At 34.0% G+C, this 16,245-nt stretch carries 17 protein-coding genes and 1 tRNA gene; 1 reads left to right on the forward strand and 17 read right to left on the reverse strand.

Annotation, left to right across the window (positions count from 1 at the left end; genetic code table 11):
• Positions 1–3 precede the first annotated feature (3 nt).
• Positions 4–858 (forward strand): 3-hydroxybutyryl-CoA dehydrogenase, encoded by an 855-nt coding sequence (locus FJ213_00455; protein ID MBM4174636.1) that lies wholly within the window; start codon positions 4–6, stop codon positions 856–858.
• A gap of 253 nt (positions 859–1,111) precedes the next feature.
• On the opposite strand, the gene FJ213_00460 is transcribed toward FJ213_00455, so the two are convergent.
• The 17 genes from FJ213_00460 to FJ213_00540 form a co-directional block, all read right to left on the reverse strand.
• On the reverse strand, positions 1,112–2,026 hold the full coding sequence (locus FJ213_00460) for a YegS/Rv2252/BmrU family lipid kinase (protein MBM4174637.1): 915 nt from the start codon (positions 2,024–2,026) through the stop codon (positions 1,112–1,114).
• Between the two features lie 13 nt (positions 2,027–2,039).
• Complete coding sequence (gene ftsY / locus FJ213_00465) at positions 2,040–2,984, reverse strand: signal recognition particle-docking protein FtsY (GenBank protein ID MBM4174638.1); 945 nt, start codon at positions 2,982–2,984, stop codon at positions 2,040–2,042.
• Positions 2,981–3,541 carry a hypothetical protein gene (locus FJ213_00470; GenBank protein ID MBM4174639.1) on the reverse strand — a complete coding sequence of 187 codons (561 nt, stop codon included), beginning with the start codon at positions 3,539–3,541 and terminating at the stop codon, positions 2,981–2,983. Before FJ213_00470 ends, ftsY begins: the two co-directional genes overlap by 4 nt.
• Before the next feature lie 11 nt (positions 3,542–3,552).
• A complete protein-coding gene (locus tag FJ213_00475; protein ID MBM4174640.1) occupies positions 3,553–5,037 on the reverse strand; it encodes an amidophosphoribosyltransferase in 1,485 nt (494 codons plus the stop codon).
• Positions 5,038–5,064: 27 nt separating this feature from the next.
• Positions 5,065–5,142, reverse strand: a tRNA-Pro gene (locus FJ213_00480).
• Positions 5,143–5,535: a MerR family transcriptional regulator gene (locus tag FJ213_00485; protein MBM4174641.1), complete on the reverse strand. Its 393-nt coding sequence runs from the start codon at positions 5,533–5,535 to the stop codon at positions 5,143–5,145.
• A gap of 195 nt (positions 5,536–5,730) precedes the next feature.
• Positions 5,731–5,991, reverse strand: a complete 261-nt coding sequence (locus FJ213_00490; protein ID MBM4174642.1) for a hypothetical protein — start codon at positions 5,989–5,991, stop codon at positions 5,731–5,733.
• Positions 5,991–6,458 carry a hypothetical protein gene (locus tag FJ213_00495; GenBank protein ID MBM4174643.1) on the reverse strand — a complete coding sequence of 156 codons (468 nt, stop codon included), beginning with the start codon at positions 6,456–6,458 and terminating at the stop codon, positions 5,991–5,993. Before FJ213_00495 ends, FJ213_00490 begins: the two co-directional genes overlap by 1 nt.
• Positions 6,459–6,742: 284 nt before the next feature.
• Positions 6,743–8,374 carry an L-aspartate oxidase gene (gene nadB / locus FJ213_00500; protein MBM4174644.1) on the reverse strand — a complete coding sequence of 544 codons (1,632 nt, stop codon included), beginning with the start codon at positions 8,372–8,374 and terminating at the stop codon, positions 6,743–6,745.
• A gap of 1 nt (position 8,375) precedes the next feature.
• Positions 8,376–9,002 carry a DedA family protein gene (locus FJ213_00505; protein MBM4174645.1) on the reverse strand — a complete coding sequence of 209 codons (627 nt, stop codon included), beginning with the start codon at positions 9,000–9,002 and terminating at the stop codon, positions 8,376–8,378.
• A gap of 126 nt (positions 9,003–9,128) precedes the next feature.
• Entirely contained in the window at positions 9,129–10,142 is a 1,014-nt protein-coding gene (locus tag FJ213_00510; protein MBM4174646.1) for a hypothetical protein, read from the reverse strand.
• A gap of 1 nt (position 10,143) precedes the next feature.
• Positions 10,144–10,860 carry a hypothetical protein gene (locus FJ213_00515; GenBank protein ID MBM4174647.1) on the reverse strand — a complete coding sequence of 239 codons (717 nt, stop codon included), beginning with the start codon at positions 10,858–10,860 and terminating at the stop codon, positions 10,144–10,146.
• A gap of 6 nt (positions 10,861–10,866) precedes the next feature.
• Complete coding sequence (locus FJ213_00520) at positions 10,867–11,112, reverse strand: acetyl-CoA carboxylase biotin carboxyl carrier protein subunit (GenBank protein MBM4174648.1); 246 nt, start codon at positions 11,110–11,112, stop codon at positions 10,867–10,869.
• 227 nt (positions 11,113–11,339) lie between these two features.
• Complete coding sequence (gene accC / locus FJ213_00525; GenBank protein MBM4174649.1) at positions 11,340–12,839, reverse strand: acetyl-CoA carboxylase biotin carboxylase subunit; 1,500 nt, start codon at positions 12,837–12,839, stop codon at positions 11,340–11,342.
• Positions 12,840–12,907: 68 nt separating this feature from the next.
• Positions 12,908–15,253, reverse strand: coding sequence for an endonuclease MutS2 (locus FJ213_00530; GenBank protein MBM4174650.1), 2,346 nt, complete (start codon positions 15,251–15,253; stop codon positions 12,908–12,910).
• Positions 15,237–15,788 (reverse strand): CvpA family protein, encoded by a 552-nt coding sequence (locus FJ213_00535; GenBank protein ID MBM4174651.1) that lies wholly within the window; start codon positions 15,786–15,788, stop codon positions 15,237–15,239. The genes FJ213_00530 and FJ213_00535 overlap by 17 nt, the downstream gene beginning before the upstream one ends.
• Positions 15,781–16,233, reverse strand: a complete 453-nt coding sequence (locus tag FJ213_00540; protein ID MBM4174652.1) for a GatB/YqeY domain-containing protein — start codon at positions 16,231–16,233, stop codon at positions 15,781–15,783. Before FJ213_00540 ends, FJ213_00535 begins: the two co-directional genes overlap by 8 nt.
• Between the last annotated feature and the right edge of the window lie 12 nt (positions 16,234–16,245).

A 16,245-nucleotide genomic window follows, 5' to 3' on the forward strand; every position in this document is an offset into this window, starting at 1 on the left:
GAAATAAAAAATATAGCTGTTATTGGTTCTGGAACAATGGGCAATGGAATTGCTCACGTATTCGCTCAAAATGATTATAAAGTAGATTTAATAGATCTATCTAAAGAACTATTAGATAAAGCCTTATCTACTATTACCTCAAATCTGGATAGAATGATAAAAAAAGAAACTATCTCTGAGAGTGACAAAACAAACACCTTAAAAAATATAAATTTGGTAGAAGGAATTGAAAAAGCTTCTAATTTGTATGACCTTGTCGTGGAAGCAGTCACCGAGGAAGAATCTATAAAGAAAAAAGTACTTCAGGCAATTGATGCTAAAATTGGAGAACATTGTATTTTAGCATCGAATACTTCATCTATTCCCATCACGTTATTAGCAGCATCTACAAAGCACCCGGAAAATTTTATTGGAATGCATTTTATGAATCCAGTTCCGATGATGAAACTTGTAGAAATTATTCGTGGTTATTCTACGTCATCTGAAACTTTTAGCAAGATAAATGAACTAACAATCAAAATTGGAAAGACTCCTGCAGAAGTTAATGACTATCCGGGATTTGTGTCTAATAGAGTCCTTATGCCCATGATCAATGAAGCTATATATTGCGTTTACGAAGGTGTCGCAAATGCAGAGAATATAGATCTAGTGATGAAACTCGGAATGAATCATCCAATGGGACCATTAAATTTAGCTGATTTTATCGGACTTGATGTTTGTTTATCAATAATGGATGTATTATATGAAGGATTCCGCGATCCTAAATATCGAGCTTGTCCATTATTACGAAAAATGGTAGCTGCCGGAAAGCTTGGAAGAAAATCTGGAGAAGGATTTTATAATTATAAGAAGCAATAGTTAATTGTCCTATAATGTATATTATGTAAACTTACATAGTTTCTAAAAAATACCCGTATAGAACAATAAATATACTATGCCTAGAATAATTAAAATATAAAATAGCATTCTGCTATTCTTCTTTCTTCGAGTATATTTTCCTCTCTGAAAGTTTATTCTTTTTCTTAGCTTGTGCTTATCTTCTTTCTCGGGATCATAATAGCGAGGTTGGTAATCATATCGCTTATGTTGAATTCTTTTAAAAAACATTTAGTCAACTCCAGTTAGAAATTATTCTAAGTTTTTTCTGAAGTATTGAAATCTTCAACTCTTTAAGATTATTAGTTAGAATTTCGCCATCAGCATGAACATACAATGGGCTTTTAATCGAGACAGATAACTTACTGGATTTCCTATAAATTACCCTAAAACTATTAATGTGTTTTCCAATAATTGCACGAGGCAATAAATTAATAACTGCTTCAAGTTTATTTACTTTTTTTATCAGGCAGAAGTCCAACAAGCCATCATCAGCTTCAGCATCTGGAGTTAGGCGAAAGCCCCCACCTGCTGTTTTACCGATCCCTACAGCAAGCATAAAGGCGATATCTGAGTATTTGAAATCATCAGCATCTACAGTAAAATGTGTCATTTGATAACTAATTACATTCTTAAACACTGACAGAAGGTACAATGGTAAACCAGATATAAATGTGATTGATTGTGCTCCCGCAGCTACTGCGGCATCAAATCCGATTCCTATGCTGTTTGCAAATTTTGCAATTAGTTTTCTTCCATCTTGGTTTTCAATCTCAGCAAAACCAATGTCCAGATGAGATACATTATCCTTTAGTATAACTTCTAAGTTTTCCTCCAGACTTTTTTTCATCTTTAATGTCATTGCATAATCATTTCCAGATCCTGTTGGAATTATTCCGCAAATTACGTCGGTGATCGATTTTGAGTTAATTAAATCATGAGCCGTACCGTCACCTCCAACAATTATAAAACGATCAAAGATTTGCTTATTTTCTTCTATGATGGAATCGATGTGTCCGCGTGACACAGTTTTTAAAATTTTGTAATCAAGTTTATTATTATTTATCAACATTCGGAGAGTGTCGATTAATTTCCCGGTTTTACCCTTGCCTGCTATCGGATTTACAATAAAAAGATACTTTTTATTCACTTAGTACTCCAAGTTAGTTTGAAAATAGAGCATCGACAAAAGTTTTAGGATCGAAAGGTTGGAGATCTTCAATCCCCTCACCTACTCCGATGTAACGAACAGGAATTTTTTTGTCGTTGCAGATTTGAAAAATAATTCCTCCCTTTGCCGTACCATCAAGTTTCGTTAAAATAATACCTGTTGTATCAATAAATTTTGAGAACTCGTTAATCTGATGAATTGCATTTTGGCCTGTACTTGCATCGATTATTAAAAAAGTTTCATCTGCAGATCGATTTAATTTCTTGTATATAACATTTTGAATTTTCTTCAATTCCATCATCAACGGCGATTTTGTATGTAATCTGCCTGCAGTATCTACTAAAACTATATCAATCTTGTTTGTCTCGGCAAAAGATAAAGCTTCATAAACAACAGCACCTGGATCGGCTCCTTGTTTTTGCTGAACTATTCTCGCTCCTGATCTTTTCGCCCAAATCTCGAGTTGCTCGTTTGCAGCCGCCCTGAATGTATCGGCTGCTGCTATGATAACACTATAACCGTTTTTAATAAAATTATGTGATATTTTTCCGATTGAAGTTGTTTTCCCTGTCCCATTTACGCCTGCGATCAAAATTACAAATGGAGTTTTAACATTTTTCAAATTAAATTCTTGATAATTAAAATAATCTGATCCATTTTCGGCATCATTGAGGATTTTTAGTAATTCGTTTTTTACACTTTTGAAAAATAAATCATTAACATTTTTAAAATTGTCTTTGGCATTCGATAAGATTCGTTCTGTGGCTCCCACTCCAACATCGGCAGAAAGCAGGGCTTCCTCTATTTTCTCAAAAGTTTGATCATCGATTGATGGAGAAATCCTGATGATCTCTTCAATTTTCGAAATTAGAGAATTTTTTGTTTTAGTAAGACCGCCTTTCAGTTTATCAAAGCTAATTTTTGAGAGGAAGTTCATTCAATATTATGTTTTGTATAAAAATAATTTGTTCTTGCATAAACCACTAAACTAATTACAACAAAGATCGATGTCAGAATAATAAATCCATCAAAGATTAAGTTTCCTGTTTCAATTCCAAACAACGCAAGAAGAAATGAAACACCTGTCATTGTAACGGTAAATTTTCCAATAAAATTTGATGCTGCGACTTTATCCACTTTACTCATGAATAATAAACTGAATAATATTATAATTAAATCTCTCGATATCACAAGGGCTGCAAACCATGTTGGAATGGCTCCATTCAGTACTAAGCCTATTCCAAAAACTGCTACTATTAATTTATCAGCAAGTGGATCAAGTATTTTACCGAGTTCAGTGATTTCATTGAATCTCCTTGCAAGATAACCATCTAAATTATCGAGCAAGGCAGCAATAATACCTATTAAAATCAAAGGAATTCGATTAATTTCAAAATCTTGAAATAAAATAATTGAAGGTATTAAAAGTAAAATTCTAGCAGAGCTAATTAAATTTGGTATTTTTATAAATTCAGAAAAATTAATTTTTACCATATTTGAATATTCTAAACTTCATGTTCGTTTTTTTTGAAATTCTCGTCAACTGGAATTGGGTAATCACCATTGAAACAAGCTGTGCAATAATATTCAGGTGATTGCTCCGGCACCGAGTTCAACATTCCTTGAAATGATAAATATTGAAGTGTGTTGACTTCGATTTCTTCTTTAATTAAAGTAATGTCACCATTAAATTGATTTGCAACGAGTTCCTCCCGACTAGGAAAGTCCATTCCGTAATGACATGGATACAAGATCGGAGGTGAAGAAATCCTTAAATGAATTTTTTCAGGTCCTGCTTCTCGAAGCAATTTAACTAACATCTTTGAGGTCGTTCCTCTCACAATTGAATCGTCTACTACAACAACTTCTTGATTTTGCAGTACACCTTTAACTGTATTGAATTTAATTCTTGTTGCCAACTCTCGCTTATCTTGACCAGGCTGAATGAATGTCCTCCCTACATAATGACTTCTAATCAATCCTATCTCTAGTTTTGAATCAATTCCCTGTTTCCGTAACTGAGATTGATAACCTATTGCAATCGTATTTGATGAATCTGGCACACTTATTACGGATACTTTTTCATCTTTTGCCACTACAGGACTTTCAAGGGCTAAATTCTTCCCAAGTTTTCTTCGGACTTTATCAACATTTTCACCAAAGATTGCACTATCTGGTCGCGAGAAATAAATAAATTCAAAAATACATTTCTTCGGAAGATCAGAAATTTCATCAAGCCAAAAGCTTTCCACTTGTCTTGATTTAACTGAGTCATGATTTATAACTAGAATTTCGCCAGGTTGCACATCTCGGATGGATTTGGCTCCAATCAAATCGAATGCACAAGTTTCTGAAGCTACTACATAGGAGTTGTCAAGCTCACCTAAAACTAATGGCCGAATGCCGTATCCATCTCTTGCAGCAATCAAAGCATTATCAGTCAGAATGACCAAAGAGAAAGCACCTTTAATTTTATCAAGAGCATCTTTAATCTGAGCAATCTGCGTTTCTTTCTGGCTTCTCGAGATAAGATGAAGAATTACTTCAGTATCACTTGATGATCTAAAGATTGAGCCGCTGTCTTCTAATTCTTTTCTCAATGATTTGGCATTTGTGAGGTTACCATTATGTGAAACTGCTAAATTCCCGAGTTTGTATTTAACATTGAATGGCTGAATATTTTCAAGGTAATCAGAACCTGTGGTAGAATAACGATTATGTCCAATCGACGAGTTTCCAACTAAATTCGATTTGAAAATTTTTTCATCATGAAAAACTTCTGAGACTAATCCTCTCCCATTAATCGAGTGAAATACTTTACGTGAATCAGAAAGACTTTCGCACGATGTGATACCACAAGCTTCTTGACCTCGGTGCTGAAGTGCTAGCAATCCGTAGTAAGTCAGTGTTGCAGAAAGTTGGGTGCCAAAAACACCAAAAATTCCGCAGTTACTTTTTGGTTTATCAAGATCTAAATCACTATAATGCATTCTGGAAAAAATTGGTTAGATTGATCGTAGTCGGAACGGCGGGATTTGAACCCGCGACCCCCACTACCCCAAAGTGGTGCGCTAGCCGGGCTGCGCCACGTTCCGCTATAATTTTATATAGATATCTTGAAGTAATTCCTTTACGTCTCTTAAATCATTAATGATATTTGAATCAGTAATTTTATTGACTGTCTCTTCACCTGAAATGCCTGCTTCGACCTGATCTTCGAGCAATCTCTCACCCTCTTCTGGATTGTAGGTTGTCAATATTTGTTTTGCACCATCAATTGTATATTTTTCATCTCGGAGAAGCTTTTTAACAAAAAGTATAAGTTGAATATCTCTGTTTGTATAAATGCGGTTACCGGCGCGATTCTTCTGAGGTTTAAGTTGTTCGAATTCGTTTTCCCAGTACCTTAATACATACTGTTCTAAACCGGTTATTTTACTTACTTCGCTAATTGAATAATATAACTTCTTGATTGATAAGTCTTTCATAGACTTCCTTAAAAAATCACATCAAATATACAAAATAAAATTCCATTATCAAATGTACTGTAATTATGATCTCACATTGGTTATCAATAGATTCTAACGTGATATATACACAGTATTAAACTAAACAAGTATTGATTTTAGTAATGGGAGCATTTGTTATGCTGTTTCATCGGTTTTCACAATTGAAAACTCGATTCAATTTTCTTCAATCATTTCACGGATTTTTGGATTAACGTAAATATCCTCTATACCGATTTCCTTTAGAGCCAGGGCGAGAACATTTGCTTTTCTTTTTTGTGATGCACTTTTATTGATCACAATTACCTTTTCGGTTTTTAAAACACAATATCCTCCATTAAAATCCCCCTTTTCGAATCGAATCCTAATACCCTGCGTATCAGCAACAGCTCTTAATTCTTGAATTAGAGCTTCATATTCTTTTTCTTTGGCTCTTATCATTGCGGACGTTTAAGGGGTTGAAAAATAGCTAACCAAATTGTAGTAAAATATGCAAAGAATGAAATTGCAGGAAGTCCGCTTAATGCTCCGACACGTTGAATCAATAAACTCATCCCTTGATTCAAATCAAAACCTTGCTTGTGCACCAATAAAACAAATTGAAAGTCTATATTCATTAAGAAAATTTCTACCGGTAAAAAAATACCAAAAATAACTGTACACATAAAAAACCAGCCATTCTCCTTAAAACTGATCTTTGAATCGATAATCAACATTATATAAAAAATTATAAACAAAATGTATGCAGCAAGTATATAAACTGTTACTCCACCAATTATCAAAAGAGTTTGGGCAATTGATTCATAGGTTAATTCTGACCTAACGATTAATGAGAACGGCTCAAATAAGCGATATGCGATTATTCCTTTGTAAATTGTACCGCCAAGCCAGAAAAATCCTGACATTATCAATGCGAAGAAAAAAAATTTTGTCCTAAGTTTCTTTATCTCCATGATAATACAACTTAATACATGAATAAAAATTTATCAAGAACAAATAATCAAATGTTTATCCTAATATTGGGCAATCTAAAAAGTGTTTTACAAAAAATAATCCAAAAAAAAATTAAATTATTCGGATAACTTTCAGTTAAATAGTTCTTTATAGCTTTTATGTCATTTACTTTTTATAATAAGTGAATATATTTTTCAATCAAAAAAAATCTCTACTCCGAAAAATACTATGCAAATCAAATATTTAAATTCTGAGTGTAAGTTGGTTTAAGCCAATTCTGATCATCTTTGTTCGGAAAATCGATCGTGTAATGCAAACCACGTGATTCTTTACGTGTAAGCGCAGATTTCGCAATAAGATATGCTGTATCAATTAAATTCCTTAATTCTAGAATTTCTTCAGACAAAGTCGAAATGTTGTACATGTTTTTTGTCTCTTCATAAATTATGTGGCATCTTCGAAGTGCCCGATTTAATCGCTCGGTTGAACGAACGATTCCGACATATTCCCATAAAATTTCTCGTATCTCTCTCCTGCTTTGAGAGATAAGAACCTTTTCCTCAGTCGATGACTCTGCTGTATCCACCCATTCGGGAATTTCAGCGGGAATTTTGGAAAGAGATTTTTGAATTATTTCCTTACACCCAAGTGCCGAGTTTTTTGAAAACACAAGTGCTTCGAGTAGCGAATTACTGGCAAGCCGATTTGCTCCATGCACACCAGTCATTGAAACTTCACCTGAAGCAAATAAATTTTCTATTGAAGTATGTCCATTTAAATCAGTCACTACCCCACCGCACGCATAATGTGCTGCTGGAATTACTGGAATGTAATCCTTTGTTATATCAATATTTTTTTCCAAACATTTAAAGTAAATATGAGGGAAATGATTTATGATTTCGTCTTTAGATTTGAAATTCAAATCGAGATAAACGAAATTGTCACCACTCTTTTTTAGCTCTTTATCGATGGCTCTCGCAACGATATCTCGTGGAGCAAGTTCTTTTCGATTATCATAATTGTTCATAAATTCTTCACCAGATTTTAACCTGAGCTTAGCACCGAATCCGCGGACAGCTTCACTTATTAAAAAACAGGGTTTCGTGCTCCGATTGTCAAAACCTTGTTCGTACAATGCTGTCGGATGAAACTGAATAAACTCCATATTTGCCATTAATGCACCTGCACGAAATGCCATTGCAAAACCGTCACCGGTTGCGATTGCAGGATTTGTTGTATGCAAATATGCTTGTCCTAAACCTCCAGTTGAGAGCAAAGTGCATTTTGCGACAAATGTATGGACAGCAGAATTTTCAACATCATAAACATAAGCACCCCAGCAATGACGCTTGCTAGACAATGTTCGGTAAGGACTTAGAAGATTATGTTCAGTAATCAAATCAATTGCAATATGATTTTCAAAAAGCCGAATATTTTTAATTTCAGAAATATGTCTAAGTAAGGCTTGTTCAACTTCCCGCCCAGTGAGGTCTTTTGCATGTGCGATTCTGCTGATTGAATGTCCTCCTTCTTTTGCAAGGTGAAGATTTCCGTTCGATGTTCTTGAAAATTGTGTACCGAAATCAATTAACTTTTGAATTTCAGATGGGCCTTCTTTTACGATCAATTCAACTGCTTCTCGATTGCAGATTCCATCTCCAGCACTTAGAGTATCTTCAATGTGTAATTCCGCCCTGTCTTCTTTTGAAAGAACTGAAGCAATCCCACCTTGAGCATAGTTGGTATTAGATTCCGCTCTGTCTTTTTTGGTAACTATACAAACTTCAGCAAATTTGGACGCTTCTATTGCGAATCTTAAACCGGCAATACCACTTCCGATAACGAGTATATCAGTTTCAAATTTCATTCTACAATAAATATTTTAATACGAAAAAACTTCCGATAAGTAAAACAAAAAATACAAGGGCTAGTTTATCAAAATATTTTTCAATATAAATTTTTATTTTTGGCCCAATCCAAAAAATTAAACCTGCAACTAAAAAGAACCGTCCAGCACGTCCTACTAGCGAGGCAAAAGTTAATGTCCACAAATCGATAGTTAAATTAAAACCTGCAAGAATCGTAAACACTTTATAAGGAATCGGCGTAAATCCAGCTGTAACAATTGCAAGGAATCCGTTTTCCTGATATTTACTTAACACGTAATTTATCTCATTTTCAACACCATAGAATTTAATTATTCCAATCCCAATTGTATCATAAAAAACATAACCAATTAAATAACCTAAATAAGCACCCAATACTGAACCAATCGTACAGTAAAAAGCATATATAAAGCTCCGTGATGGTTTGCTCAAAGCTAACACAATTAACAATGCATCTGGTGGAATAGGAAAAAACGATGATTCAATAAATGCGAAGAAAAATAACGCTGCCGTTGCATAAGGTTTTTCCGCAAAACTTTCTACCCAGGCTTTTAAATCGTAAAGTTTTGTTTTTAAGTACGTGTATACGTTTGATGACTTTATTTCCATACTATTTACAATTTTCCTTTCAAGAACATGAGTTAGTAGTTATCTAGCTTAACGCAACTCCTATCAGCAATTACCTCGCCGAAATTAGGAACATAATACAATTTAATTTTTTTTATAACTTCAGAATTATCCTATCTGGGGATTTAGGTAATTGGGGATCTGAATGTTTTTCATAGTTAATAATCCGAATTCTGCATGCAGTAAGCTTGGTATACAATTTACGAGCATAGCGACCGTTGCAGTATCACCAAAGACTCCGTTCTCGACAATAACATTTAACTTTGGAGTTCCGTCTACAATGATTTTATCGAAAGATTTATACAGATCAACTCTCATCTGAAGATCGAGACTGATTAATTTTTGTTTTCCATAAAACCCTTGAACAACATGATTCATTCCACACACTTTCCCTTTGTCTATTCGGAAGTATTTTGTTGTGAAGTTTTTTGAAGCGAGTATTGGAGTAATTTTCTCCTTATAAGAAGAAATATTCATTCGCAATCCGTCAGCAATCAATTGGGCAGATTCAAGTAAACCGACATGACCAAGCTTCTTTACTTTTACCATCTGATTAAACTCAGATTTTGTTTTTCCAAGTCCCATTTTCGCTTGTAATGGTTTACGTCTTTTATTCAAATCAACAACCCGCTCTGCTTTAATAGTTTTTACATTTGAACACACGCTCGTAAAAAACAATGGTGCAATATCCATTATGAATCCCGGATTTACCCCTGTTCCAAGTATATGGACAAATTTTTCTTTCGCCTTTTTATCTATGTCTTCAGCTAATGCTGGATTCGAGATAAATGGATACAGCAATTCCTCACAGCTTGATATTATACTGACTTTATTCTCAATACATGTGAATAAATCTTCCTTTACTGATTCAAGTCTGCTGCCAGAAGTCAAGATTGCAACTTCAGGATGAAACTTGTGTAAGGCAGAGCTAAGATTCTCAACAATTGGAATATTCAATTTCTTCTTTGCTCCAATAAACTTTCCTAAATCTTTGCCAAACTTCTTTGAATCGATATCAACAACAGCTAATAGATTTAAAGATTTTTTTTGAAGGACCAATTTACAGGTTTCAACTCCTATTGGTCCCAACCCTACGAGTATGATTTTTATTCTATTCGGCATACTAAACCACCATAATTAATGAAAAAAAATGTTTTGATAAGAAAAATAAAATTGGAATTATTAAAATGGCAGATAAAGTGACGATTACGGACATTCGAATTGATTGTAAATAAATTTTAAATCCGATGAAGGAAAATATTAGAAAAAGAGCTAACACCAAAATCTCAAGCCCTGCAATGATGTAAGCCGGAATTGGCTTAATATCAAATGGCGATGGATTGCCGGAAAATAAAAAAGGCCCGAATAATACCAACTCTATAGTCAGTAAAACAAAAATGCTCAAAGAAAATATAGATGAGGCATATACAATCACTGATAGATAATTTTTTCTAAACAAATTTTGCAAAAATAATTTGTTAATCACTGTTCTTATGAATTCTAAATATATAAACATAATGATGCACAAAATAACCATTAAAGCAAGCAGAGCTCCCCAGAACAAACTAAACGAGATCTCTAAATCATAAATTGAACCTAAAACAAAAAGAAGTGATGCAAATTTTAAATTCAATAAAATAAAAAGAGGTATTAAAAAATTCTTATTATTTGCATAGAGAATTTGTTTAAATGCGTTCTCAGTATCAAATAACATTTGATAAAGCACTGACCAAAAATCAATGTTAGAAACTTTAGCACGTAAAACATTTGAGCAGCTTGAGCATTTGTATGCTTCAAAATAATTTTCTGAACTGCAAGATTTACAAATAACTTTATTCAAAAAATTTCACTCCCCTTCAATTGTGATTAATGGTGCATTTTTGTTAATTGTAGCACCAAGCTCAACATTTATCTGCTTCACAACCCCATCAATGGGTGATTTTAGCTCGTTTTCCATCTTCATTGCTTCTAGAATTAGTAGGCTTTCGCCAACTTGAATTTCCTGTCCGACCACAACTTTCAGTTTTGATATTAATCCGGGCATCGGAGCCTTGATAATTGCGTTCTTCTGATTTAAGTGATCTTCGCTCATCTTTTCGAAAACTTCACCGTAATAATTATGAATTTCGAATGGTAAAATATTCCCATTGAAATATGCACGTGATGAACCATTTACAATCGGTTCAACATTGATTTCGTAAATATGATCTCCATCGGAAACTTGATACAAATTTTCTGATAGAGGTATGATTTCCAGAGCATTATTATTTTTCTCCTCTATTACAGAGTGTTCATAATTCGGATATGTTATTTTGTATTTCAATCCTCAAACCTTCGTTTTATCCAATTCGATTTTACTGTAAAAGAATTGGAGGTATTCTTTTGAGCAGAATTACGTTTAGAATTACAATAACTTATCGTCTTCGAGACAAGGTCTAAAATCTTCTCATCACCTTTAATCCAATGACCGTTTCCATTTTCCTGAAATTTATTCGAGAGGTACTGTGTGTCAAATTTATTCTCAATAAACTCTGGCTCATTTAAAATCCATAAACATAGAGGAATGTTAGTCACTAAACCTACAATTTGTATCTCACGCAGCACTCTTTCCATTCTTGCGATTGCTTCATTTCTATTAATCCCCCACGTCACTACTTTTGCTAAAATGGGATCATAATATATTGGAACCTCGCTTCCCATGTCGATCCCGCTGTCAATCCGCACTCCGAATCCACCCGATACCCGGTAGTGAGAAATTTTTCCAAACGAGGGCATAAAGTTATTAAAAGGATCCTCAGCATAAATACGAACTTCAATACTTGATCCATTGATTTTTAATTGGTCTTGAGTAAAAGAAAGTTTTTCACCAGCAGCTATCTTAATTTGTTCACGTACGATATCGATACCTGTTATGAATTCGGTAACTGGATGTTCAACTTGAACTCGCGTGTTCATCTCTAAGAAATAAAAATTCTTATCGCTATCAACTAAAAATTCTATCGTTCCTGCATTTGTATAATTACAAGCTTTTGCAGCTTGTATTGCAGACAATGTAATTTTTTTTCTAAGTTCATCATCAACAGTTGGTGATGGGGCTTCTTCAATAATTTTCTGATGCCTCCTTTGGATGGAGCATTCCCTTTCAAACAAATGGACATAATTTCCAAAATGATCCGCAATTATCTGAATTTCAATGTGTTTTGGATTCGTCAGATATTTTTCTACATATACATTTTTATCTTTGAATGATTTTTCTGCTTCGCTCTGAGCCATCTCAAAACTTGAGTATAGTTCTGACTCATCATGCACTACTCTCATCCCTTTACCACCACCGCCAGAAGTTGCTTTGAGTAGAATCGGATAACCAATTGAATTAACAATAGATTTTAATTCATCCTTAGATTGAATTGGATCCTTAGTTCCGGGAACAACTGGAACATTGTGCTTTATCATCAAATCTCTTGCAGATGCTTTATTTCCCATTAGTCGTACTGAATCAGCTGAAGGACCTATAAAAACTAAATCTCGATCACAAACGTATTTAATAAAGTCAGGATTTTCTGATAGAAATCCATATCCGGGATGAATCGCCTCGCAATTGGAGATCTTAGCGGCATCAACTATTTGCTCAAAGTTTAAATACGAATCTTTAGATTGACTTGCTCCAATATGAATTGCCTCTCCTGCAAGTCGAACATGCAAAGAGTTTTTATCAGCGTCTGAATAAACCGCAACTGGTTGAATACCAAGATCTTTACAAGCTCGAATGATGCGTATTGCGATCTCGCCCCTATTTGCAATTAAGATCTTTTTGAACATACACTACAAAAATATGAAAACTGATATTAAATAAAACTGTTAATATTTTATTTTGAAATATGTTATAACTATTCTTTCAATTTCACTATAGTAATCCCATCTCCTCCTTGCTCTATTGGAGCTGGGTTAAATGATTCAACAAAAGGATGTTTTGTTAACCATTCTTTTACAAAATTTTTAAGAATACCATCTCCCTTTCCATGCAGGATCTCAAGTAGTATTAGACCTGAAACGGAAGCATTGTCAATAAAATTAAGCACTTCTCTTTCCGCATCAACTGTTCGTTGTCCTCGAATGTCGAGTCTCATGGGAATAATTTCATTCCGTAAGTTGAATACTTTAGATGTTATTTCTAGTTCCTTTTCAACATTGATTTTAACCAGCGTATTTAATTTTGTTTTTACTTTAAGATTACCAATTAAAAGTTGAACAAAATTTTTCCGCTCATCTATTTCAATAACCCTCCCTTTAATATTTTTTTCCTTCGAGATAACAAAATCGCCGACTGAAATAGAACCTGCTTCAATAGGAATTGATGATTCTACTATTTGTGCTTCAATATCATTTTTTACGGTTTTAATCTGCTCCCGATATTGATGGATTACATTTGAATCTGCCTTCGATTCTTTGATTGATTTTACTGTTTTCTCGATAAGAGAATTTGCAGACTTCACTATTGTAAGAGCCTCTTCCAAAGCTTTTTGTTTTATTTCAGATTTAGTTGCCTTAACTTCATTTAGTTTTTGATTGAATTCATTAATTAATTTATCTAGTTGGATTTTCTCTGCCTTCACTTCTTCAAGCAGTTTAGAATAAACTTGCAATTTTTGATGCAGTGATGAAATGTATTGTTCAATTTCGGCAGCATTTTTCTCACGGAAACTTTTTGAGGTATGAATTATTTCATCAGGAAAATTGAGTCGTTCTGAAATTTCAAATGCATAACTGCTTCCCGGAATTCCTTGTATGAACTTATAAGTTGGCTCGAGATTTTTTGCATTAAACTCCATTGATGCATTAATCGCATTTGAATGATTTGCTGCAAATAATTTCAAGTAGCTGTGGTGTGTAGTAACAATTATAAAAGAACCTTTTTCGATCAAAAGTTTTAAAATCCCCGCAGCGAGAGAAACACCTTCGCTTGGGTCTGTTCCGGTACCGATCTCATCCAATAGCACAAGTGATTCGTCATTTGACGAATTATAAATCTCTTTAATACTCTTAAGATGCGAGCCGAAAGTACTGATGTCATTATCAATTGATTGCTCATCACCAATATCGATCTGGATATTTTTGAAAAAAGGTATCGTCGAATCAGCTTGCATGGGAACATGGTAACCGTATCTTGCAAGATGAGATATCACGCCAATTGCTTTCATCAAAACAGTCTTCCCTCCTGCATTTGGACCTGAAATGACCATACATTTTATTGTCTCATCGAGTTTAAGATTAAACGGAACTGTTTTTTGGTAACCTATGGTTTGAATTAGAAGCGGATGTCGGCATTCAAGGAGTTCAAATGAGTGATCATTTGAAAAATTGACTTTCGTACCGCGTACTTCGATGGAGTATTTTGCCTTTGCAAAAATCGAATCAAACTTTGCGATCAATTTGAGCGATTCGACTAATTGTGTTGCAATCTTACTTACTTCGGTAGTCAATAAATGCAATATTCTCGAAATCTCTCTTTTCTCTTCAAAGTGAAGTGATAGAAGCTCATTGTTCAGTTCAAGAGTTTCTTCCGGTTCAATGTATGTAGTCAACCCAGTTGCAGATTCAGAGTGTATAAAACCTTTAACTTGTCTTTTGTATTCAGTTTTCACCGGAATGACAATTCTTCCATCACGGATTGTCATTAGTTCTTCCTGAACAAGTCCTTTCTCAGCAAATGTTTTTAAAAGTTTATCAGCAACTTTTCTCAAATAGTCACTTTGCTGTTTGATTTCTGCGCGAATTCGTCTTAGCTCCGGACCTGCATTATCTTTTATTTCGCCATAATCATCGATTACGTCATTTATTCTTTTTTCGAGAAGTTTATCGACAATTAATTCTTCAGATAGCTGGCGAAGATTTTCGAGATTCAAATTATTCTCTGAAAAAGTGTTTTTTATTATGCGGGAATTACGAAGCAGATCATTTATTTTTAAAAAGTCCTTTGCATTTAGTATAAAACCCTCAATCCGCGATTTAACAATTTGCTCTGTTAAATCCGGTAAAAATAGAATTTCAAGATCGGAAGATAATTCAAAGTATCTTTTCGCTTCATCAGTTAAGGTTTGATATAGTTCTGCTTCAGCTAACGAATTCGCTATAAAATCATTTTCAATTAAATTTGCGCCAACTTCAGTGGAAGCATACTTTTTTACGTGAGAAAAAATCTTAGGAAGATCTAATTTTTCAATACTCTTTAGCATGAGTAAGAATGGAATCTTTTTTTCTGTTTACTTCTCTAATTAGATCAAAAAATTCTTTTGTGCTTGGAAATGCTTTTTCAATAACTTTGAATGTATTTGGGATTAAAGAAAAAGTAAAATTATATAAATGAGATTGTACCCTACTCTCCTTATCTGGAAAACTAAAAAGATTCAGGAAGATAAAAAGAGCACTCAGTATTAACCAAATTTGGAACACACCAACAATGCCGCCTAAGAACTTATTAATCAGACTAATAACACCATCTCTTGGTTTAAGTAATCTTGAAAGGAGCGATGCGACAAGAAAACTAACAACAAAAATCAAGATGAACGAAACAATCATCGCTGGCAATGCATCAAGCGATGTAATTTGCATGACTATTTTTTTCACATCATGAGAAAAAGTGATTGAAATAAATATTGCTGCAATCAGTGCAGCTAAGCTGATTACTTTTTTAATCAATCCATCTTTTAAGCCAAGAAGAAAACCAATGATCACAAAAATGATTACAGCGTAATCAATGTAATTATGCATTTGCTGAGAGCTTTAATTTTACAATTTCATTTACGATTTTGCCGTCTGCTCTGCCTTTCAGTTCGGTCATTGCTGGTCCCATCACTTTCCCAAGATCACTCATACTTTTTGCATTAACCAGAGTAATTAACTTATTAATGATCTCTTCAATTTCCTCCCTCGAGAGTTGTTTCGGAAGAAAAGTCTGAATGATCTCAAGTTCTTTAGTCTCTTTTTCGGACAAATCATTTCTGCCGGCCTTCGAGTATTGCTCGGCTGCGTCTTTTCTTTTTTTCACAAGGGAAGTGAGAATCGAAATTTCATCGTCGGTAGTCATTTCACGATCCACACCGCTTTTCTCAAATTCGATGATTGAAGCTCTGATTGATCTTAATGTCTCAAGTCGCAATTTATCTCCTGATTTCATTGCTTCTTTTATTTGTAAACTGATAGATTCTTTTAACATTAAACTCCTATA

The sequence above is a fragment of the Ignavibacteria bacterium genome (assembly GCA_016873845.1).
GTDB lineage: Bacteria > Bacteroidota > Ignavibacteria > Ch128b > Ch128b > JAHJVF01.

What these genes read in the sequence shown, in the direction of transcription:
- ftsY (MBM4174638.1), bottom strand. Translation starts at nt 2,984, where the DNA reads ATGAACTTCCTCTCAAAAATTAGCTTTGATAAACTGAAAGGCGGTCTT.
- FJ213_00470 (MBM4174639.1), bottom strand. Translation starts at nt 3,541, where the DNA reads ATGGTAAAAATTAATTTTTCTGAATTTATAAAAATACCAAATTTAATT.
- FJ213_00475 (MBM4174640.1), bottom strand. Translation starts at nt 5,037, where the DNA reads ATGCATTATAGTGATTTAGATCTTGATAAACCAAAAAGTAACTGCGGA.
- FJ213_00485 (MBM4174641.1), bottom strand. Translation starts at nt 5,535, where the DNA reads ATGAAAGACTTATCAATCAAGAAGTTATATTATTCAATTAGCGAAGTA.
- FJ213_00495 (MBM4174643.1), bottom strand. Translation starts at nt 6,458, where the DNA reads ATGTCAGGATTTTTCTGGCTTGGCGGTACAATTTACAAAGGAATAATC.
- nadB (MBM4174644.1), bottom strand. Translation starts at nt 8,374, where the DNA reads ATGAAATTTGAAACTGATATACTCGTTATCGGAAGTGGTATTGCCGGT.
- FJ213_00505 (MBM4174645.1), bottom strand. Translation starts at nt 9,002, where the DNA reads ATGGAAATAAAGTCATCAAACGTATACACGTACTTAAAAACAAAACTT.
- FJ213_00510 (MBM4174646.1), bottom strand. Translation starts at nt 10,142, where the DNA reads ATGCCGAATAGAATAAAAATCATACTCGTAGGGTTGGGACCAATAGGA.
- FJ213_00520 (MBM4174648.1), bottom strand. Translation starts at nt 11,112, where the DNA reads ATGAGCGAAGATCACTTAAATCAGAAGAACGCAATTATCAAGGCTCCG.
- accC (MBM4174649.1), bottom strand. Translation starts at nt 12,839, where the DNA reads ATGTTCAAAAAGATCTTAATTGCAAATAGGGGCGAGATCGCAATACGC.
- FJ213_00530 (MBM4174650.1), bottom strand. Translation starts at nt 15,253, where the DNA reads ATGCTAAAGAGTATTGAAAAATTAGATCTTCCTAAGATTTTTTCTCAC.
- FJ213_00535 (MBM4174651.1), bottom strand. Translation starts at nt 15,788, where the DNA reads ATGCATAATTACATTGATTACGCTGTAATCATTTTTGTGATCATTGGT.
- FJ213_00540 (MBM4174652.1), bottom strand. Translation starts at nt 16,233, where the DNA reads ATGTTAAAAGAATCTATCAGTTTACAAATAAAAGAAGCAATGAAATCA.